We start from the raw sequence: 17,689 nt of genomic DNA, 5'->3' as shown, positions 1-17,689 counted from the left end.
ACGATGCCATGACGAAGTCGGAACTGGTCGCCAAGATGAACGAAGCCGGGCGGTGATCCCGGGCAAGAAGATCAAGATCGACTTCGGCGGCGACGAGGGCGCGGTCATGCTCGATGGCACCAGCAACAGCGTGAGCGAAGGCGACGGCGACGCCGATACCACCATCAAGGTGTCCTGGGCGGACTGGGAAGCGCTGTCGTCGGGGCAGCTCGACGGGATGACCGCTTTCATGACCGGCAAGCTCAAGGTCGAAGGCGACATGTCGAACGCCCTGCAGCTGCAGGGCGTCCTGTCGAAGCTTCGGGGCTGACGCCAGGGAGATACGCCCATGCGTTCGGCGCTGGCCGGATCGATCCTGCTTCTCTGCGCCGCCTGCGGGCGGCGGACCCGGATGTGGACCGGCCTGTCGCCAATGACCTCGCGCCGGCACCGATTGTTCCCGCGAACGAGGCCGTGGCTGCGACGCCGGCCGACCCCCGTCGAACCGAGGTGATCGACGCGGTGGCGCGGGCGCTTGGCGACCTTGACCCCTCGGCTCGCGCAGCGGTCCGCTATGCCGATATCGGCGGCGACGAGCGGGATGAAGCGCTGGTGTATGTCGCCGATCTTGGCCACTGCGGAAGCGGCGGCTGCGCGCTCGTCATCCTCACCCCGTCGGGCAGGGGTTGGCGAAGCGTCGGACAGACCAGCGTCACGCAGTTGCCGGTCCACCGGCTGCGCACCAGCCGCGAAGGCTGGAACGACCTCGCCGTCGGTGTCGGCGGCGGTGGCCGCGAGGCCGGGACCGCGCTGCTGCGCTTCACCGGCGGCCAGTATCCATCGAATCCGACGGTCCAACCGATCCTCAACCGCCTGCCCGAAGGCGCCCGCGAACTCATCCCCGACAGCCCCGACGCGTTGACCCCAGCACGCTAGTTGACCCGCCGCCGCCCGCCGCCCTAGGGCCACGGCCAACAGGAGGATTCATGGCCAACAAGATTTACGCCGATGCCGCTGCCGCTCTCGATGGCCTCCTGTTCGACGGCATGACCATCGCCGCCGGCGGGTTCGGCCTGTGCGGCATCCCGGAACGGCTGATCGACGCCATCGTCGCCAGCGGGGTCAAGGATCTCACCATCGCGTCCAACAACGCCGGCATCGACAACGAAGGCCTCGGCAAGCTGCTGCGTACGCGGCAGGTGAAGAAGATGATTTCCTCCTACGTCGGCGAAAACAAGGAGTTCGAGCGGCAGTATCTGGCGGGCGAGCTGGAGGTCGAATTCTGTCCGCAGGGAACGCTGGCGGAACGCATGCGCGCCGGCGGCGCCGGCATTCCCGGTTTCTACACCAAGACCGGCGTCGGCACGAAGGTGGCCGAGGGCAAGGAGGTGAAATCGTTCGACGGTGAAGACTACATCCTCGAACGCGGCATCCGCGCCGACCTCGCGATCATCAAGGGCTGGAAGGCCGACGAGGCGGGCAACCTCGTGTTCCGCAAGACGGCCCGCAACTTCAACGCGCCCGCCGCGACCTGCGGCAAGATCTGCGTCGCCGAGGTCGAGGAGATCGTGCCCGTCGGTAGCCTCGATGCCGACGCGATCCACCTGCCGTCGATCTACGTGAAGCGGCTGATCAATGGCAGTCCCTACGACAAGAAGATCGAATTCACGACCACGCGGGAGCGCGCCGCCTGATGCGTTTGGCCGTCGTTCCCGCCTTTCTGCTGTCGGCCTGCGCGTCGACCGCGCCGGTCGTCACGGTCGCGTCGGTCAGCCCGCCGCCCATCGTCGCCATCGATCCGCCGCGTCCGCCGGAGCCGACCAAGGCGCCGTCGGGCATGCAGTGGATGTACGGGTCGGGAGAGGGGCGGCGACCAGCATCCAGACCTACCGCGCCTTTACCGACCATGTGCTTGCGGCGAAGCGCAAGCGGCCGACGGATAGCGTCGTCGTCGCCAACGGCGATTTGACGATGGGACGGTACGAACCGTGTGGCAAGAAGCCGCTGGCGGTGATCCTCGACGTCGACGAAACCGCGCTCCAGAACCTGGGCTACGAATATGCGCTGGCGGTGCGCGGCAAGTCGTCGGACCGGGAGCTGATCAACCGCTGGCAGCACAATCCGCAGACCGCCGCGGCAGCGATGCCGGGCGCGGTGCAGGCGCTGAATCGCCTTCGCGCGGCCGGAATCACGATCGTGTTCAACTCCAACCGCGACAACACCGACGCCGCAGGCACCGCCGCCACGCTGGCGACCGCCGGGCTGGGTTCGGCAGTCCCCGGCCAGACGCTGTTCCTGCGCGGGATGTCGACGGCAAGAGCGGCAAGGACGGACGGCGCAGCTTCGTCGCCTCGCGCTATTGCGTGGTGGCGATGGCGGGCGACCAACTCGCCGACTTCGCCGACGGCTTCAACGACAAGGCGCTGAAGCCGCTCGTCCGGCGCGCGCTTGCCGAACGTTACGCCGCGAAGTGGGGCAACGGCTGGTTCCTGCTGTCGAACCCCGTCTACGGGCCGGGGCTGAGCGGCTCGATCGAGGACATTTTTGCGCCGAACGCTCGCTGGACGGGGGACGAGTGATGCGATCCATTCTTCTTGGCGCACTGGTGGTACTGGCGCCCGTCGCAGCGCCCCCGGCCATGGCGCAGCCCGCCCCAGCCGCCGCGATCGACGCCGCCGCGACCGACGCCGCTGCCATCAGCGCGGCCGTGAAGGACGTCTATGCCGTCATCTCGGGCCCCGCCGGCCAGCCGCGTGATTGGGCGCGGATGCGGAGTTTGTTTGCGCCCGACGCGCGAATGACCGCGATTACGCCCAAGGGGCTGAGCGGCGGCACGCTGGAAGATTATATCGCGAAGAGCGGCCCGATCCTCGTCAAGGTTGGCTTTACCGAGCGCGAGCTTGCCCATCGCATCGAACAATATGGCGACATCGCGCATGTCTGGTCGAGCTACGAAGGCACCAGCACCGACGGCAAGCTGAAGGTGCGCGGCATCAACAGCTTCCAACTCGCCCGCCTCGGCGGCCAATGGAAGGTGCAGTCGATTTTCTGGCAGCCCGAACATAGCGGCCTGCCTCTACCGGCCGACATGGCCCAACCCGCAAAGTAAGGAACCGGCATGCCCTGGGATCGCAACCAAATGGCGGCGCGCGCGGCGCGGGAGCTGAAGGACGGCTTCTACGTCAACCTCGGCATCGGCATCCCCACGCTGGTCGCCAACAACATCCCCGACGGGATGGAGGTCACGCTCCAGTCCGAAAACGGCATGCTGGGCATCGGCCCGTTTCCCTATCCGGACGAGGTCGACGCCGACCTCATCAACGCCGGCAAGCAGACCATCAGCCAGCTTCCCTCGTCGAGCTATTTCAGTTCCGCCGACAGCTTCGCGATGATCCGCGGCGGCCATATCGACCTCACCGTGCTCGGCGCGATGGAGGTCAGCGAGGGCGGCGACATCGCCAACTGGATGATCCCGGGCAAGATGATCAAGGGCATGGGCGGGGCGATGGACCTCGTCGCCGGGGTCAAGCGCATCATCGTCGTCATGGAGCACACCTCGAAGGACGGCAGCCCGAAGTTCATCCCGGCCTGCACCCTGCCGCTGACCGGCAAGAACGTCGTCGACATGATCGTCACCGACCTCGCCGTTTTCGAACGGTCCGACCATGTCCAGCCGTTCCGGCTCATCGAACTGGCGCCGGGCGTCACGGCCGAGGAAGTGAAGGCCAGGACCACCGCCAGCTACATCGAATAGGGAGAGTTGATCATGCGGACCGTTGCACTGCTGCTCGCCACCGCCGCGCTTGCCGCGTGCAAGCCCGCCGCCTCCGGCAACGAGGCCGCGGCGGACAACCCCGCCGCCCCGGCGACCGCGGCCAAGGTCAGCCTCACCCGCCTCGATTGCGGAAGCATCACGATCAAGAACTTCGACAAATTCTTCTCGGACAGGCCGGGCCTCTACGAGGCTGCGCCGCGCGATGTCACCGACAGTTGCTACCTGATCCGCCATGGCGACCAGGTCATGTTGTGGGACACCGGCCTTCCGGCCGAATTGAAGGGCCAGGACGCCGACATGGGCGACATGGTCGCGCACCAGAAGACGACCATCATCGAGCAGCTGGCGGCCCTCAACCTGAAGCCCGGGGACGTCGACATCGTCGCCATCAGTCACAGCCACAGCGACCATACCGGTCAGGCGTCCGCCTTTCCCAACGCCCGGCTGATCATCGGCGCGGCCGATTTCACCAAGGCGCAGGAACCGGCGCAGCCCGGCGGACCCAATCCGCTAGCCCCGTGGGCCACGGATGGTGCGCGTGTGGACAAGGTTTCCGCCGACACCGACATCTTCGGCGACGGCAGCGTCGTCGCGATGCACCTGCCCGGCCATACCCCGATCACATGGCCCTGCTGGTGCGCCTCGCGTCGGGCCCGGTCCTGCTCAGCGGCGATCTTTATCACGCGCTCGAGGCGCGCGAGAAGCGCGGCGTGCCTCCGTTCAACACCGATCGCGCGCAAACGCTGGCGTCGATGGACAAATTCGAAGCGCTGGCGAAGAAGACCGGCGCCAAGGTCATCATCCAGCATGAGCCGCGCGACATCGGCAAGCTGCCGGCCTTCCCGAACGCAGCCGAATAGGGTCGACCTCGATGAAGTTCATTGCCTCGCTCTCCGCCCTTGCCCTGCTCGCCGTCGGCGGATGCAAGCAGGCGCCCGAACCGGTCGCCGCGCCGGAGACCACGAACACGATGACCGCGACAATCCCGCCAGGCGGCACCTGGGCCGACGTCGTGAACCAGACGCCGGCCAACGGCTATCTCATGGGCAACCCGGACGCGAAGGTGAAGCTGATCGAGATCGCATCCTTGTCCTGCCCGTTCTGCAAGCAGTTCGAGGAGAATGGCGTCCCGCAGCTCGTCGACAAATATGTGAAGACCGGGCAGGTCAGCTTCGAATTTCGCCCCTACCTCATCCACGGCCCGATCGACGTCGCGGCGAACCTGATCGCCCGCTGCAACGGGCCCGCCGGCTTCTTCCCGATGGCTCGCGCGCTGTACAAGGATCAGGCAGTCTGGGTCGGCAAGGTCGAGGCGGCGCCGCAAGCGAAGTTGGCCGAAATCCAGAACCTTCCGCCCGACCGGGCCTTCGTCGCGATGGCCGATCTCGCAGGCTTGCAGGCGTTCGCCGCGGCCCGCGGCCTGCCGCGCGCCAAGAGCGCCCAGTGCCTTGCCGACCAGCAAATGGTCGCCGCGGAGGTGCAGACGATGAACGACGTCAACACGGAGTTCCCGGAATTCAAGGGAACGCCGTCGTTCGTCATCAACGGCCAGCTCCTGCCCCGCGAAGCATCGAACTGGGCCGGGCTGGAACCGTTGCTTCAGGCGGCGCTGCGCTAGCCCGTTCGCTCTACGCGCGCCACTTTTGCCCTGGGCGGCTTTCATGTAGATTAACGGTTCCGCGTCCCCACGCGTTTCGTGCCGCGGCAGTGACCACCCGCCTGATGGGAGGTTTCCGATGCACAGCCGATGGATCTGTCTTGCCGCACTCGCCTCGTTCGTGTCGACGCCCGCACTGGCGCAGGGCCGCAACCCGATGCCCGGTGTCGTCGAGCGCGGCACCGTTCACCCCAACCCCGAAATCTACTCGCGCTACGTGACCATGCGGAGCGGCAAGTTTGCCGCCGAGGCTTATGAGCGCGAAAAGCGGATGGAATCGAGCGACTATCGCGAGGCGATCCGCTTTGCCGCGTGCGTCGACAAGTTCGACCGCGCGGCCGCGAACCGCATCCTCGCAGCGCCGATCGGCGGGCTTGAGGACAATCGCCGGCTGCGGCGCCTCGCCGAGGTCAATGGACCATGCGTCGCCGAACTGGTGAGGATGCATCCGCTGGTGCTCCGTGCGGCGCTTGCCGAAGTTCGCTTGCGGGCCTCCCGGACCGTTCGCCGACACCATTGTCGGTCGGCATGCCCCCGGTCGTCGACGGCTATCCGGTCGGGATCATCTCGCGCTGCCAGGCGGCGCTGGAGCCCGACAAGGTTCGTTCGGTGTTCGCGACCGAGCCGGGCAGCACGGGCGAGCGGGACGCGGCGACGGCGCTGTTTGCCGCGACTCCGCAATGCGGGGCGCCAGCCATGGGGCGCCTGACCCCGACCGCCGCCCGGATCGCCCTGGTCGACGCCACGTACCGGAGGCGCTGAGGCCCGCCGCTTAGTCCTGCGATTGCAGGATGAGGCCCATCTCCTCGACGTCGAGATCGCGTTCGAGGTTGTGGAGCGTCTCGTCCTCAATCAGTCCGGCGCGGTGGACCTGGATCAGTTCGGCCCGCGCCGCGGCGATGGCGTGGCGCTGCAGGTCGAAATGTTCCCGAAAGCGAACCATCGCCCGGTCGCTGTCCTGCGCATATTTCTCGACCGCGTTGAGCCTTCGCTGCGACTGTTCCAGCAAGACCGGATGCTCCAGCGTCCCGTCGGGGCCGTAGGCGCGGCGCTCGACCTCGGCATGCCGCGCCCGAGTGATCGCCGCTTCGGTGGCGGGAAGGTCGAGCTTGGCCGGCGGCTCCTTGTCGACCGGTTTGACCAGCGCGATTACGCGACCAAGGCTGGTTCCCTGCAGAACCACCGTCGCGAAGATAACCGCGAACGCCGTTAGCAACATGAAGTCGCGACCCGGCATCTGCGCCGGCAGGGTCAGCGCCACCGCCAAGGTCACCACCCCGCGCATCCCGGCCCAACCCAGCACCGTCGCCTGGCGCACGCCCAGCGGACGCGCCTGCTTCAGCCCGGCGGCGCGAAGCCCGGACAGCAGCGCATCGCTGGCGAAGATCCACACGAACCGCGCGACGATTACCGCCAGCACGATCGCCACGATCGGCCCCGCGAAGGTGGTCGTCACCGCCTCGATCCCGCCGACCCGCTCCAGCACGCCGCGCAGCGAAAAGCCGATCAGGATGAACACCAGCGCCTCCAGGACGAACACCATGATCTGCCAGAAGGCATTGCCGCGCAGGCGCACGGTCGCCGGGAAGACGACGTGCTGATACCAGCCCAGCATCAGGCCTGCCGTCACCACCGCAATCACGCCGGATACGTGTATCGCTTCGCCCAGTATGTAGGCGGCCCACGACATCAGCATGGTCGTCACCAGGATCAGCATTTCGCTATTCAGCCGGCGGACGATGAACACCCATGCCGCGCCGACCGCGAGCCCGGCGAGCACGCCGCCGATGGCCAGGATGGCGAAGCTCTGCGCCGCATCGCTGGCGGAAAACACACCGCTCAGCGTCGCCGCGACGGCGAAGCGGAACAGCACCAGCCCGGTCGCGTCGTTGAGCAGGCTTTCGCCTTCCAGCAGCGCGGTCAGCCGCCGCGGCAGTTCAACACCCTGGAGCACCGCGCGCGCCGACACCGCGTCCGGGGTGACACGATCGCGCCCAGCGCAAAGCACGCCGCCCACGGCAGCGATGGCACCAGCCAGTAGGTGACCACGCCGACCACCAACGTCGTGAACACCACGGTCCCGACCGCAAGCGACAGAATGCCGGGAAGATGACGCCGGAACCGCCCCAGCGCCGTGAACCACGCCCCGTCCATCAACAGCGGGGCAGAAACAGGACCAGCGCCAGTTCCGGGTCGAGTTCGATCGGCGGCAACCCCGGCACGAACGCCAGCAACCCCCGCCGACCAGCAACGCGGTCGCGGGCGGCAGCCGCAGCTTGGCCGCTAGCACATACAGCGCCACCACCACGCCCAGCAGCGCCAGCACCAATTCGAACGTGCCTACCCCGTCCATCGGCTCCCCTTGTCGCGGCGATGGTTGAACGCTGTACAGCGGAAGGACAAGGTTTGATGCGCGGGAAAGCCATTGCGGCGCGCTCCCCGACGGGGCAATCCAACGGCGAAGGAGACCTTGATGCGCGCGCTTCGATCTCATGCCGTTGGCGGACCCGATACGCTCACACTCGATCAGGTCGACGATCCCGTCGCCGGTGCGGGCGAATTGCTCGTCAGGGTGCGCGCCGCGGCGATCAACTATCCCGACGTGCTGATCATCGAGGACAAGTACCAGATGCGCCCGCCGAGACCGTTCGCGCCGGGCGGCGAGATTGCAGGCGAGGTCGAAGCGGTGGGTGAGGGAGTCACCGGGTGGAAGGTCGGTGACCGGCTCATCGCGGTCCCAGGCGTCGGCGGGTTGTCGGAGAAGCTGGTGATTCCTGCGCGCTCGGCCTTCCCCTTGCCCGATGGCCGCAGCTTCGCCGACGGCGCCGCGCTGTTGTTGACCTACGCAACCTCGATCCACGCCCTGTACGACCGCGGCCACCTCAAGTCCGGCGACACGCTGCTGATCCTCGGCGCGGCGGGCGGCGTTGGACTGGCCGCCATCGAACTCGGCAAGGCCCGCGGCGCGCGCGTCGTCGCGGCCGTGTCGAGCGAGGAAAAGGCAGCCGCGGCGCGCGAGGCCGGCGCCGACGACGCCATCGTCTATCCCGCCGGACCATTCGACAAGGACGGGCAACGCGCGCTGGCCGACCAGTTCAAGGCGGCGGTCGGCCCAAACGGCGCCAACGTCATCTATGACCCGGTCGGCGGCGACTATGCGGAGCCGGCGCTTCGGGCAATCGCGTGGGAAGGGCGCTACCTCGTCGTCGGCTTTCCGGCCGGCATCCCCAGGCTGCCGCTCAATTTGACCCTTCTGAAAAGCTGCGATGTCTGTGGTGTGTTCTGGGGCGCGTTTGCCGCGCGCAATCCCGAAGCCAACGCCGCGCATGTCGCGGAGCTGTTTCGACTGTGGGACGAGGGAAGGATCGCGCCTCGGGTCAGCGCGACCTATCCGCTGGAACGGGGCGGCGACGCCATCGCCGCGCTCGCCGCGCGCAGCGTCATCGGGAAAGTCGTCGTCACTCTCGATTGAAGGACTGACAGGGGAAGGGCGGGCGTCGCTGAACGCCCGCCCCACAGGCTTACTGGCTGACGGTTCCCAGCTTCTTCTGCACCGCGCTTTGCAGGGCGCTCGTGCTATTCTTGGCCGTACAGGTCGGTGTACCCGTCTTCTTCTGCGCCGCGAGCACATTGGCGTTAACGTCGCAGATCGCAGCGGCAAGGCCGATCGGCACCGACACATTATTCAGCGCGGAAATGTCGCTGACGTTCACCTTGAGGTTCTGAGCCAGATTATTGAGGACATCGGCGTTGGTGAGGTCGATGACGACCAGGCCGTTATTGTCGGCGGCGGCTGCGGGGATTGCCGACAGTCCAGCGGCTGCGGCAAGCATCAGGCTAAGCGTTTTACGCATCACATCTCTCCTTGGGGAAGGACCCGCTCGAGGGGTCCAGCTTAAAACGGATTCATCGCGGCAAGGGTCCGCGGCCTGCCCCGCGGCACGGGTCGGCTGGTCGCGTTGGCAGGTGCTGCCGTCCTGGCAGTCGACGCTGGCCGTGATGCGGCTTGAGCGCGGGGTTGCGGCGGTTGACGCTTCCTCCACCTCGAAAGCGCCGGATCATTGCCTGAAACTCGCGCCGCCGCGCATTGCCCTGCGGCCCGCTCCCTCCTATCTGGCGTGAAACGATTTGCTGAGGAGCCGGCATGACCCAGTTTGATGATCGCGAGCGTGCGTTCGAGGCGAAGTTCGCCCGGGATGAAGAGATGCAATTCAAAGTGCTCGCGCGGCGCAACCGGCTGCTCGGCGAATGGGCGGGGCGGCTGATGGGCCTGACCGAGGTCGAGAGCGAAGCCTATGCCAAGGACGTCATCCGCGCCGATTTCGAGGAAGCGGGCGACGACGATGTCATTCGCAAGCTGCTCGGGGACCTGACCGCTGCGGGCGTTGACACGGACGAGGCAAAGATCCGCGAAACGCTGGCCCACAAGCATGTGGAGGCACGCCGCCAGCTGATCGAGAGCCTGGGCTAAACCGATGCCGATGGCGGCCACCGACATCGAGGCGCTGATCGTCGCGGGCATCCCCGACGCCGTGGTCGAGATTCGCGACTTGGCAGGCGACGGCGACCATTATGCCGCCCGGGTGATCAGCCCGAGCTTCGCCGGCATAAGCCGCGTCCGCCAGCACCAGCTGGTCTACAAGGCGCTCGGGGACGAATGGGGGCGAGCTTCACGCGCTGCAGCTGGAAACGGCAGTGCCATCCGGAGATCATGAATGACCGACGACGTTAAGAACCGCATCGACAGCATCGTGAAGGACAACGACATCGTCCTGTTCATGAAGGGCACTGCGCTGTTCCCGCAGTGCGGCTTTTCCAGCCGCGCGATCGCCATCCTCGACCACCTCGGCGTCCCGTTCGAAACCGTCGACGTGCTCGCCGATCAGGACATTCGCCAGGGCATCAAGGAATATAGCGACTGGCCGACCATCCCCCAGCTCTACGTCAAGGGCGAGTTCGTCGGCGGCAGCGACATCATGATGGAAATGTTCGAAAGCGGCGAACTGAAGGAACTGGTCGGCGCCGACGCCTGACCGGCTGCCTTCGGGCTGTCACATCGCCAGATAATAAAGGGGCGGCACGCGGGACCAGAAAACCGCTGTGCCGCCCCTTTGATTTGGTTGTGGAACCAAGTGGACACCATCAATATTGCATCCGCCGTGCCAATTGAAAAAAATGGCGCAAATCTAGGAAAAAGCTCGTGACTGCCGATGCTCGCAGCGCGGCAGTTGTAAGGAATCCCGACGAAAATCGGCTGGATTCCGGTGCCGGCACTTTTCATCCAGCGGCGGGTTGAGCCGGCATGGCGCGCCAAGACCCTCCCTCCCGCAAGCCGGCCCTTTATTGCGACCTGACGCAAAGCTGGTCCGCGGTTGGCGGCGGGGTCGGCACTTACCTTCGCCACAAGCGCCAGCACATCCTGCAGTCGACCAACGCCTCCCATCTGCTGATCATTCCCGGGGACCGCGATTCGGTCACGGCGGAGGAAGGCGGCCGCGCGACCACGGTTACGATCGCCAGTCCGCGGGTGCCCGGAAGCCCGAATTACCGACTGCTGCTTCGCAACCGCGCGGTTCGCGACGCCCTGCACCGATTCCAGCCGAACCTGATCGAATGCCAGGACGCCTACAACCTGCCGTGGGCGGCGCTTGCCCACGCTCGGCGGAACCCGGGGACCGCCACGGTGGCCGGCTATTTCACCGACTTCCCGACCGTCTACGCCGATCGCCCTGCCGGCCGCTTCCTTGGGCCCGCAGCCGGAAGATGGGCCGCGGGAGTGTGTTACCGCTATTGCGGCCGGCTCTATCGCCGCTTCGATGCGGTGTTTGCCCTCTCGGAACATGGCGGCGCCAAGAAGCTGCGCGCGGCGGGTGTCGAGCGCGTCGGCATCGTCCCGCTCGGGGTGGAACTGGGCCAGTTCGGACCGGACCGCCGCGACGACGCTCTTCGCACCTCGTTGGGCGTCGCCGCCGGCGAGCCCTTGCTGATCTATGCCGGACGGCTTGATGTCGAGAAGCGTCCGGAAACGGTGGTCGACGCGTTCTGCCAATTACCGGAGGCCATGCGGGCGACCCTGGTGCTGCTCGGCGACGGCCCGCTGCGCGAGCCGCTGATGGAACGCGCCCGAGGACGCCGGATCCATTTGCCCGGCTACGTCGGCGACCGCGGCGAACTCGCGCGCTGGCTGGCAAGCGCCGACCTCTATGTTTCCGGCATGGCCGACGAGACCTTTGGCGTTTCGATCATCGAGGCACAGGCGTCGGGCCTGCCCGTGATCGGAATCGGCGAGGGAGCGATGCTCGATCGCGTGCCGCCGGGCCTGGGCCGGACGGGTCCGATCGAAGACGCCGCGGCGATGGCCGCGAACATCCAGGCGGTATGGGCGATGGATCGAAGCACCATCGCCGCGCAGGCACGCGACCATGCAGAAACCTTTAGCTGGGACCGGAGCATGACCTTGCTGTTCGGCGAGATCTATGTGCGTGCTCTTGCGGCCGCCGCGCGCCGCGGCTCGTCGCCGGTCGACGCCTTGCCGCCATTGGTCGAAGCCGCCCATCGGACTTAATCTGGGGTTCAGCCGCGCCGCCGTTCCTTGCGGTTTAGCGACGCCAACGAAAAGGGAGGGACTCGTGACCCGCATTGACATGACGCTCGCCGCCATCGCCGCCGCCGTGATCGCCAGTCCGGCCGCCGCCGCGCAGGACCAGGCCAAGAAGGTCGAGACGGTCGAGGTCAAGAAGACCGTCCGGATCGTCGACGGCAAGGAAGTCCAGGGACCGGCAACCGACGTCGAAAAGCTTGTCGCCAGTTGCGGCGCTCGGAACTTCGAAACGACCGCCGAAATGAACAAGGACGGCAAGAAGCGCGTCACCAAGATCAAGCTTTGCGCCAAGCCGGGCGAAAGCGACGCGGCCTGGGTCGCGACGCTGAAGGATGCTCGCGGCAAGCTGGAGAAAATGGAGGACATGTCGCCGGAAAGCCGGACCAAGATCGCCGCCGATCTCAACGCCGAAATCGCGCGGCTCGAAAAGGCCAACTAATCCTTGGCCCCGCGGGGGCGTCCATGGCACAGCCCGTCGCCGTGGACGCCCCCTACGCCTTGCTCGATTTGCTGGAGCCCGGGATTGCCCGCGTGCTGGCGCACAACCCGTCGGCTTTTACCTACACCGGCACTCAAACCTATCTGGTCGGCGATAGCGAACTGGTCGTCGTCGACCCCGGTCCGGACATTCCGGACCATGTCCAGGCCATCGTCGCCGCGATCGCCGGACGCCCGGTTGTCGCCATTGCCTGCACGCATACGCACCGCGATCATTCGCCCGCCAGCCGGGCGCTGAAAGCCGCAACCGGCGCGCCGATCATCGGCTGCGCGCCGCTGGCGCTGGAGACGGTCGGGCCGCGCGCCGACGCAAGCTTCGACGGCGAGTACGTCCCGGACCGCGTGCTCGGCGATGGCGAGGCCATCCCGGTCGATGGCCGCCGCCTCGTCGCGGTGGCGACGCCCGGGCACACTTCCAACCACCTCTGCTTCGCGGTCGAGAGCGGGCAGGGCGAGGGCGCCTTGTTCACGGGCGATCATGTCATGGGCTGGTCGACGACCGTAGTCGTCCCGCCCGACGGCGACATGGCGGATTATATGGAAAGCCTCGACAAGCTTCGCCGCCGCGACGACCGGATCTACTACCCGGCGCACGGACCCGCGGTGACCAGGCCGGCGCAGCTGGTGCGCGGCATGATCGGCCACCGGATACAGCGTGAGAAACAGATATTGAGGCTGATCGCGTCGGCGCCGCTGACCGTCCCGGAGATCGTCGCCGGCGCTTACCCCGGACTCGATCCTCGACTGCTCACGGCGGCGGGCGGATCGGTCACCGCGCACCTCATGGACCTCCAGCGGCGTGGCCTCGTTGAACGGTCGGAAGGAGAAACATGGATACCGACCAACCGCGCCGCCTGAACCGGCCGCTGGCGATCGGCGCGATCGTCGTCGCGCTCGTTATCGGCCTTCTGGTCGGCGGCGCGCTCGGGCTTGGCAAGCGGCTGTTCGGCGGTCCCGACCCGGAAACCGTCGCAAGCTCGGCGCTGGAATCAATGCGCGCGCAGAACCGGCTGGTGCCGTTCGTCGCCCGCTACGTTTCCGTGGTCAGCTCGAAACAGTCGCAGCTTGCCGGCCTGATCACGACCGAGCGGACGCTCGTCCTTCCCGGCAACGTCCGTTACGAGCTCGACCTGTCGAAGCTCGGCCCCGACGATGTCGCATGGGACGGCGGCACCAACACGCTGTCCGTGACCCTGCCCGAAATCGAGCTGGCCGGGCCGGAAGTCGACCTCGCGGCGGCACGCGAATATGGCGCGGGGGGCATTGGCCAGATCCTGACCAACGGCGCCAACCGGCTCGACCAGGCCAACCGCGCCCGGGCGGTGTCCGACCTGCGCAAGCAGGCGATGGCGCCGCTGCCGATGGGCCTCGCCCGAGAGGCCGGTCGCCAGGCGGTCGAACGCAGCTTCGCGCTGCCGCTGCAGGCGGCGGGGTTCAAGGACGTCAAGGTTGTCGCCCGCTACGCCACCGACGGAACGCCGGTCGCCGGCGAGACCCTCGACCATAGCCGCAGCTACAACGAGGTGCTGGCAGACAAGGCCCAATCCCGCTAAATTGCGCGCGCAATCGGGGAGGGCAATCATGGCAACGCTGGCCGGTAATGGACCGTCGACGACACGTGCGGGGGCGGAAAGCTGGTTCTTCCCGATGGCGGCGGCGATGGCGGCAACCGTCGTGCTCGGTTTCTCGACCCATCTCGCCCTGGGCCGGTCGAGTTTCTCGGCGCCGCTGTTCGTGCATTTCCACGCCGTGCTGTTCATGGGCTGGACCGCGATTTTCGTCACGCAAAGCTGGCTCGCCACGCGGGGCCCGATCGCGCTTCACCGCAAGCTTGGCTGGGTCGCGGTCTGCTGGCTGGCGGCGATGCTGGTCGCGGGCATGTGGGTGATGATCGCCAAGGTTCGCGCCGCCGACGTGCCCTTTTTCTTCCGGCCGCAGGTCATGTTGGTCCTGAACCCCATCGGGTTGATGACCTTTGCCGGCCTGACGATCGCGGCGGTCAGGATGCGGCGCCGGACCGACTGGCACGCGCGGCTGCACATCTGCGGCATGTCGGCGATCATGGGACCGGCGTTCGGACGTCTTTTGCCGATGCCCCTGCTGATGCCGGCGGCGATGGAGGTCGCGGTGCTCTTCGGTCTCCTTTTCCCGATCGCCGGGATCGTCATCGACCGGCGCAAGCATGGCGCCGCCCACCCGGTCTGGAAGATCGGCATCGCCGTCATCGTCGGAAGCGTTATCCTGGCGGACGTGATTGCCTATTCGCCGCTCGGCAGCGCGATCTACGACGCGGTCGTCGCCGGGTCGGCCGGGGCCGACGTGTCGGGGATGGATTATCCGCCGCCGCCCCCGGGAGCGCCCTTGCCCGCCGCCCGCTGAGCGGCCATCTAGGGTGGCATGACCGCCCAAAGCCAAAGCCTCAAAGGCCTCGACCTGCTGTCCGAAATCGCGCGCCTGAAGAAGGAGCGTAACGCGGTCATCCTGGCGCATTATTACCAGAAGCCGGAGATCCAGGACCTTGCCGATTTCGTCGGCGACAGCCTCGATCTGTCGCGGAAGGCCGCGGCGACCGATGCCGACGTCATCGCCTTCTGCGGCGTCCGCTTCATGGCCGAAACCGCGAAGATCCTGTCGCCGCAAAAGACGGTGATCCTGCCCGACATGGACGCGGGCTGCAGCCTGGAGGACAGCTGCCCGCCCGACCAGTTCGCGGCCTTCCGCGCCGCGCACCCGGACCATATCGCGCTGACCTACATCAACTGCTCGGCGGCCGTGAAAGCCTTGAGCGACATCATCGTCACCTCAAGTTCCGCCGATATCATCCTCCAGCAGATCCCGAAGGACCAGAAGATCATCTTCGGCCCGGATCGCCATCTCGGCGGTTATCTGTCGCGGCGGCTGGGGCGAGAGATGCTGCTGTGGCCCGGCATCTGCATCGTCCACCAGGCGTTCAGCGAGACCGAGCTGCTCAAGCTCAAGGCCGAATATCCCGACGCGCCGGTCGCGGCGCATCCCGAATGCCCGCCGCACATCGTCGACCATGCCGACCTCGTTGGCTCGACCAAGGCGATCCTCGATTTCGCGATCAATTCGCCCGCCAGGACGATCCTCGTCGCGACAGAGCCGCACATCATCCACCAGATGGAAAAGGCCGCGCCTGACAAGGTCTTCATCGGCGTCCCCGGCGGCGACGGCAACTGCAACTGCAACATGTGCCCCTACATGGCGCTCAACACGCTGGAGAAGCTCTACGTTGCCCTCCGCGACCTCGAACCGCGCATCGAGCTCGACGACGACACCATGGCCAGGGCCCGCATTCCGCTCGAACGCATGCTCGAAATGGCCGGCCGGACGGTCGGGCAGGGCGATGTCGGCAAGCCGAAGATCAGCGGCGACTGAGTCCTAGCGCCGCGGCGGACCCTTGCGGCCGGGCTTGCGCGGGCCGGTCGGCTTGATCTGGGCGCGGGGCGGGCCACGCCGGATCTGCGCACCGCTGTCGCCGCGCGCCGTCGGCGGCGGGCGGTTGCCGTCGGGCGACGGTTCGATGCGAACGCCGTTCTCGTCCTCGCCGTCCTTGCCGCCGGTCCGCACCAGTGCGTCGGCGAAGCGGTCGGCGATCGGCAGCGGGATCTGGAAGAAGGTCTCGTTGGCGGTGATCCGGATCGCGCCGACTTCGTTCTTGGTGATGTGACCTCGGCGGCAGATCAGCGGCAGCAGCCAGCGCGGGTCGGCGTTGTGGCGGCGCCCGATGTTCATCCGGAACCACACCGTCTCGTCGAAGCCCTCGCGGTGATGCGCCGGCTTGCCGTCGGCGCGGGGCGGGGTCGGCTGTCCACGCGCCAGCAATTCCTCCGGCTCGGGCAGCGACCCGCGATGCGCGCGGACCAGCGCGGCCGCGATTTCCTGCGGACTGCGCTGCGCCATCAGGCGTTCGGCGATAATGCGATCGTCCTCGCTGACCTCGATCGGCTGCATCAGCGTTTCGAGCAAACGTTCGTTATCGCGCTTGACGATGTCCTCGGCCGATGGCGGGTCGATCCATTCGGCGTTGATGCGTGCGCCGCGAAGCACGGACTCGACCCGGCGGCGGCGCGGGTAGGGGACAATCAGGATCGCGGTGCCCTTGCGCCCGGCGCGGCCGGTGCGGCCCGACCGGTGCTGCAGCACCTCGGCGTCACGCGGCAGTTCGACGTGGATGACGAGGCTCAGCGACGGCAGGTCGATGCCTCGCGCGGCGACGTCGGTCGCGACGCACACCCGCGCCCGCCGGTCGCGCAGCGCCTGAAGCGCATGGTTGCGCTCGTTCTGCGAATGCTCGCCGCTGATCGCCACCGCCGCGAAGCCGCGCTCGACCAGGATGGCATGCAGGTGACGGACATTGTCGCGCGTCGCGCAGAACAGCATCGCCGTCTCCGCCTCGTGAAAACGCAGCAGGTTGACGACGGCATGCTCGATCTCGGCCGGGCTGACCGTCACCGCCTGGTAGCTGATGTCGCCATGGCCCCGATCCTCGCCGACCGTCGAAATGCGCAGGGCGTCGCGCTGGTAGCGCTTGGCCAGCGCGACGATCGGCCGGGGCATCGTGGCGGAGAACAGCAGGGTGCGGCGGCCGTCGGGCGTCGCGTCGAGGATTTCCTCGAGGTCTTCGCGAAAGCCCATGTCGAGCATCTCGTCGGCCTCGTCGAGCACGGCGACCTTCAGCTGTGACAGGTCGAGTGCGCCGCGTTCCAGATGGTCGCGAAGCCGCCCCGGCGTGCCGACGACAATGTGTGCGCCGCCCGCCAGGTTGCGCCGTTCGCGCGAAGCATCCATGCCGCCGACGCAGGTCGCGATCCACGCGCCCGCCTTCTCGTATAGCCAGCGCAGCTCCAGGCTGACCTGTAGCGCCAGTTCGCGGGTCGGGGCGATGATCAGCGCCAGCGGGCTCGCCGATGGCGGCATCCGCCCCGGCCCGTCGAGCAGCTCGCCCGCCATGGCGAGGCCGAAGGCGACCGTCTTGCCCGACCCGGTCTGGGCGGACACGATGAGGTCACGGCCTTGCGCCTCCGCTTGGAGGACGGCGGCCTGGACAGGCGTGGGGTTCGCATAGCCGCGCGCGGCCAGCGCTTCGCCGAGGAGCGGCGGAAGTGATGAGAATGACATGAGGCGGCCCCCATGCGCGCATCCGCGCCAATCCACA

General features: G+C 67.2%; 24 protein-coding genes and 2 pseudogenes. 21 read left to right on the top strand and 5 right to left on the bottom strand.

Going from position 1 to position 17,689, the window contains the following annotated elements; all coding sequences use genetic code 11:
• Nucleotides 1-52: 52 nt before the first annotated feature.
• The 3 genes from H9L12_RS07845 to H9L12_RS07835 all read left to right on the top strand — a co-directional run bounded on the left by H9L12_RS07845 (nucleotide 53) and on the right by H9L12_RS07835 (nucleotide 1,673).
• Nucleotides 53-310: an SCP2 sterol-binding domain-containing protein gene (locus tag H9L12_RS07845; RefSeq protein WP_246450289.1), complete on the top strand. Its 258-nt coding sequence runs from the start codon at nucleotides 53-55 to the stop codon at nucleotides 308-310.
• A 143-nt stretch (nucleotides 311-453) separates the two neighbouring features.
• Complete coding sequence (locus H9L12_RS07840) at nucleotides 454-915, top strand: hypothetical protein (RefSeq protein WP_187541269.1); 462 nt, start codon at nucleotides 454-456, stop codon at nucleotides 913-915.
• A 50-nt stretch (nucleotides 916-965) separates the two neighbouring features.
• Entirely contained in the window at nucleotides 966-1,673 is a 708-nt protein-coding gene (locus H9L12_RS07835) for a CoA transferase subunit A (RefSeq protein ID WP_187541268.1), read from the top strand.
• Here the strand turns inward: H9L12_RS07835 and H9L12_RS07830 are convergent.
• The gene (locus H9L12_RS07830) at nucleotides 1,645-1,818 is read right to left on the bottom strand and encodes a hypothetical protein (protein WP_187541267.1); all 174 of its coding nucleotides are present in this window, start codon (nucleotides 1,816-1,818) and stop codon (nucleotides 1,645-1,647) included. The genes H9L12_RS07835 and H9L12_RS07830 overlap by 29 nt on opposite strands.
• 3 nt (nucleotides 1,819-1,821) lie before the next feature.
• On the opposite strand from H9L12_RS07830, the gene H9L12_RS07825 reads away from it, so the two are divergent.
• The 8 genes and pseudogenes from H9L12_RS07825 (at nucleotide 1,822) to H9L12_RS07795 (ending at nucleotide 6,173) form a co-directional block, all read left to right on the top strand.
• Complete coding sequence (locus H9L12_RS07825; protein ID WP_187541266.1) at nucleotides 1,822-2,406, top strand: HAD family acid phosphatase; 585 nt, start codon at nucleotides 1,822-1,824, stop codon at nucleotides 2,404-2,406.
• Complete coding sequence (locus H9L12_RS07820; protein WP_187541265.1) at nucleotides 2,352-2,558, top strand: HAD family hydrolase; 207 nt, start codon at nucleotides 2,352-2,354, stop codon at nucleotides 2,556-2,558. Before H9L12_RS07825 ends, H9L12_RS07820 begins: the two co-directional genes overlap by 55 nt.
• Nucleotides 2,558-3,088 (top strand): nuclear transport factor 2 family protein, encoded by a 531-nt coding sequence (locus H9L12_RS07815; RefSeq protein WP_187541264.1) that lies wholly within the window; start codon nucleotides 2,558-2,560, stop codon nucleotides 3,086-3,088. Before H9L12_RS07820 ends, H9L12_RS07815 begins: the two co-directional genes overlap by 1 nt.
• Nucleotides 3,089-3,097: 9 nt before the next feature.
• Nucleotides 3,098-3,733, top strand: coding sequence for a 3-oxoacid CoA-transferase subunit B (locus H9L12_RS07810; RefSeq protein ID WP_187541263.1), 636 nt, complete (start codon nucleotides 3,098-3,100; stop codon nucleotides 3,731-3,733).
• A gap of 12 nt (nucleotides 3,734-3,745) precedes the next feature.
• Nucleotides 3,746-4,336 (top strand): annotated as a pseudogene (locus tag H9L12_RS14145) (MBL fold metallo-hydrolase); the annotation flags it as partial.
• A 41-nt stretch (nucleotides 4,337-4,377) separates the two neighbouring features.
• Nucleotides 4,378-4,614: an MBL fold metallo-hydrolase gene (locus H9L12_RS13570; RefSeq protein ID WP_246450288.1), complete on the top strand. Its 237-nt coding sequence runs from the start codon at nucleotides 4,378-4,380 to the stop codon at nucleotides 4,612-4,614.
• A gap of 11 nt (nucleotides 4,615-4,625) precedes the next feature.
• Entirely contained in the window at nucleotides 4,626-5,372 is a 747-nt protein-coding gene (locus H9L12_RS07800; RefSeq protein ID WP_187541262.1) for a DsbA family protein, read from the top strand.
• Nucleotides 5,373-5,939: 567 nt separating this feature from the next.
• A complete protein-coding gene (locus tag H9L12_RS07795; protein WP_187541261.1) occupies nucleotides 5,940-6,173 on the top strand; it encodes a hypothetical protein in 234 nt (77 codons plus the stop codon).
• Nucleotides 6,174-6,183: 10 nt separating this feature from the next.
• On the opposite strand, the gene H9L12_RS07790 is transcribed toward H9L12_RS07795, so the two are convergent.
• Nucleotides 6,184-7,365, bottom strand: coding sequence for a cation:proton antiporter (locus H9L12_RS07790; protein ID WP_281399781.1), 1,182 nt, complete (start codon nucleotides 7,363-7,365; stop codon nucleotides 6,184-6,186).
• Nucleotides 7,332-7,565 (bottom strand): cation:proton antiporter domain-containing protein, encoded by a 234-nt coding sequence (locus H9L12_RS13935; RefSeq protein ID WP_281399780.1) that lies wholly within the window; start codon nucleotides 7,563-7,565, stop codon nucleotides 7,332-7,334. Before H9L12_RS13935 ends, H9L12_RS07790 begins: the two co-directional genes overlap by 34 nt.
• 319 nt (nucleotides 7,566-7,884) lie before the next feature.
• On the opposite strand from H9L12_RS13935, the gene H9L12_RS07785 reads away from it, so the two are divergent.
• Nucleotides 7,885-8,883 carry an NADPH:quinone oxidoreductase family protein gene (locus tag H9L12_RS07785; protein ID WP_187541260.1) on the top strand — a complete coding sequence of 333 codons (999 nt, stop codon included), beginning with the start codon at nucleotides 7,885-7,887 and terminating at the stop codon, nucleotides 8,881-8,883.
• 49 nt (nucleotides 8,884-8,932) lie between these two features.
• On the opposite strand, the gene H9L12_RS07780 is transcribed toward H9L12_RS07785, so the two are convergent.
• Nucleotides 8,933-9,265: a hypothetical protein gene (locus H9L12_RS07780; RefSeq protein ID WP_187541259.1), complete on the bottom strand. Its 333-nt coding sequence runs from the start codon at nucleotides 9,263-9,265 to the stop codon at nucleotides 8,933-8,935.
• A 290-nt stretch (nucleotides 9,266-9,555) separates the two neighbouring features.
• Here H9L12_RS07780 and H9L12_RS07775 point away from each other — a divergent pair, with 290 nt between their 5' ends.
• From H9L12_RS07775 to nadA, 9 genes and pseudogenes are all read left to right on the top strand, one after another.
• Nucleotides 9,556-9,882, top strand: a complete 327-nt coding sequence (locus tag H9L12_RS07775; protein ID WP_187541258.1) for a DUF1476 domain-containing protein — start codon at nucleotides 9,556-9,558, stop codon at nucleotides 9,880-9,882.
• A 4-nt stretch (nucleotides 9,883-9,886) separates the two neighbouring features.
• Nucleotides 9,887-10,130 (top strand): annotated as a pseudogene (locus tag H9L12_RS07770) (BolA/IbaG family iron-sulfur metabolism protein).
• Entirely contained in the window at nucleotides 10,127-10,444 is a 318-nt protein-coding gene (gene grxD / locus H9L12_RS07765) for a Grx4 family monothiol glutaredoxin (protein WP_187541257.1), read from the top strand. The pseudogene H9L12_RS07770 and the gene grxD overlap by 4 nt, the downstream one beginning before the upstream one ends.
• A 269-nt stretch (nucleotides 10,445-10,713) precedes the next feature.
• A complete protein-coding gene (locus H9L12_RS07760) occupies nucleotides 10,714-11,976 on the top strand; it encodes a glycosyltransferase (RefSeq protein WP_187541256.1) in 1,263 nt (420 codons plus the stop codon).
• A gap of 64 nt (nucleotides 11,977-12,040) precedes the next feature.
• On the top strand, nucleotides 12,041-12,451 hold the full coding sequence (locus H9L12_RS07755; protein WP_187541255.1) for a hypothetical protein: 411 nt from the start codon (nucleotides 12,041-12,043) through the stop codon (nucleotides 12,449-12,451).
• Nucleotides 12,452-12,474: 23 nt separating this feature from the next.
• Complete coding sequence (locus tag H9L12_RS07750) at nucleotides 12,475-13,368, top strand: MBL fold metallo-hydrolase (protein ID WP_187541254.1); 894 nt, start codon at nucleotides 12,475-12,477, stop codon at nucleotides 13,366-13,368.
• Entirely contained in the window at nucleotides 13,341-14,063 is a 723-nt protein-coding gene (locus tag H9L12_RS07745) for a DUF4230 domain-containing protein (RefSeq protein WP_187541253.1), read from the top strand. The genes H9L12_RS07750 and H9L12_RS07745 overlap by 28 nt, the downstream gene beginning before the upstream one ends.
• 28 nt (nucleotides 14,064-14,091) lie before the next feature.
• On the top strand, nucleotides 14,092-14,889 hold the full coding sequence (locus H9L12_RS07740) for a hypothetical protein (RefSeq protein ID WP_246450287.1): 798 nt from the start codon (nucleotides 14,092-14,094) through the stop codon (nucleotides 14,887-14,889).
• An 18-nt stretch (nucleotides 14,890-14,907) separates the two neighbouring features.
• A complete protein-coding gene (gene nadA, locus H9L12_RS07735; RefSeq protein ID WP_187541252.1) occupies nucleotides 14,908-15,909 on the top strand; it encodes a quinolinate synthase NadA in 1,002 nt (333 codons plus the stop codon).
• A 3-nt stretch (nucleotides 15,910-15,912) separates the two neighbouring features.
• Here nadA and H9L12_RS07730 read toward each other — a convergent pair whose 3' ends face one another.
• Nucleotides 15,913-17,652 (bottom strand): DEAD/DEAH box helicase, encoded by a 1,740-nt coding sequence (locus tag H9L12_RS07730; RefSeq protein ID WP_187541251.1) that lies wholly within the window; start codon nucleotides 17,650-17,652, stop codon nucleotides 15,913-15,915.
• Nucleotides 17,653-17,689 lie beyond the last annotated feature (37 nt).

The organism is Sphingomonas rhizophila, assembly GCF_014396585.1.
Classification (GTDB): Bacteria; Pseudomonadota; Alphaproteobacteria; order Sphingomonadales; family Sphingomonadaceae; genus Sphingomicrobium; species Sphingomicrobium rhizophilum.
This window is presented reverse-complemented; position numbering and strand designations above follow the sequence as displayed.

Coding starts and splice junctions, on each gene's coding strand:
- H9L12_RS07775 (WP_187541258.1), top strand. CDS start 9,556: ATGACCCAGTTTGATGATCGCGAGCGTGCGTTCGAGGCGAAGTTCGCC.
- H9L12_RS07810 (WP_187541263.1), top strand. CDS start 3,098: ATGCCCTGGGATCGCAACCAAATGGCGGCGCGCGCGGCGCGGGAGCTG.
- H9L12_RS13570 (WP_246450288.1), top strand. CDS start 4,378: ATGGCCCTGCTGGTGCGCCTCGCGTCGGGCCCGGTCCTGCTCAGCGGC.
- H9L12_RS07820 (WP_187541265.1), top strand. CDS start 2,352: ATGGCGGGCGACCAACTCGCCGACTTCGCCGACGGCTTCAACGACAAG.
- H9L12_RS07745 (WP_187541253.1), top strand. CDS start 13,341: ATGGATACCGACCAACCGCGCCGCCTGAACCGGCCGCTGGCGATCGGC.
- grxD (WP_187541257.1), top strand. CDS start 10,127: ATGACCGACGACGTTAAGAACCGCATCGACAGCATCGTGAAGGACAAC.
- H9L12_RS13935 (WP_281399780.1), bottom strand. CDS start 7,565: ATGGACGGGGCGTGGTTCACGGCGCTGGGGCGGTTCCGGCGTCATCTT.
- nadA (WP_187541252.1), top strand. CDS start 14,908: ATGACCGCCCAAAGCCAAAGCCTCAAAGGCCTCGACCTGCTGTCCGAA.
- H9L12_RS07750 (WP_187541254.1), top strand. CDS start 12,475: ATGGCACAGCCCGTCGCCGTGGACGCCCCCTACGCCTTGCTCGATTTG.
- H9L12_RS07830 (WP_187541267.1), bottom strand. CDS start 1,818: ATGCCCGACGGCGCCTTGGTCGGCTCCGGCGGACGCGGCGGATCGATG.
- H9L12_RS07815 (WP_187541264.1), top strand. CDS start 2,558: ATGCGATCCATTCTTCTTGGCGCACTGGTGGTACTGGCGCCCGTCGCA.
- H9L12_RS07785 (WP_187541260.1), top strand. CDS start 7,885: ATGCGCGCGCTTCGATCTCATGCCGTTGGCGGACCCGATACGCTCACA.
- H9L12_RS07800 (WP_187541262.1), top strand. CDS start 4,626: ATGAAGTTCATTGCCTCGCTCTCCGCCCTTGCCCTGCTCGCCGTCGGC.
- H9L12_RS07760 (WP_187541256.1), top strand. CDS start 10,714: ATGGCGCGCCAAGACCCTCCCTCCCGCAAGCCGGCCCTTTATTGCGAC.
- H9L12_RS07740 (WP_246450287.1), top strand. CDS start 14,092: ATGGCAACGCTGGCCGGTAATGGACCGTCGACGACACGTGCGGGGGCG.
- H9L12_RS07730 (WP_187541251.1), bottom strand. CDS start 17,652: ATGTCATTCTCATCACTTCCGCCGCTCCTCGGCGAAGCGCTGGCCGCG.
- H9L12_RS07795 (WP_187541261.1), top strand. CDS start 5,940: ATGCCCCCGGTCGTCGACGGCTATCCGGTCGGGATCATCTCGCGCTGC.
- H9L12_RS07835 (WP_187541268.1), top strand. CDS start 966: ATGGCCAACAAGATTTACGCCGATGCCGCTGCCGCTCTCGATGGCCTC.
- H9L12_RS07780 (WP_187541259.1), bottom strand. CDS start 9,265: ATGCGTAAAACGCTTAGCCTGATGCTTGCCGCAGCCGCTGGACTGTCG.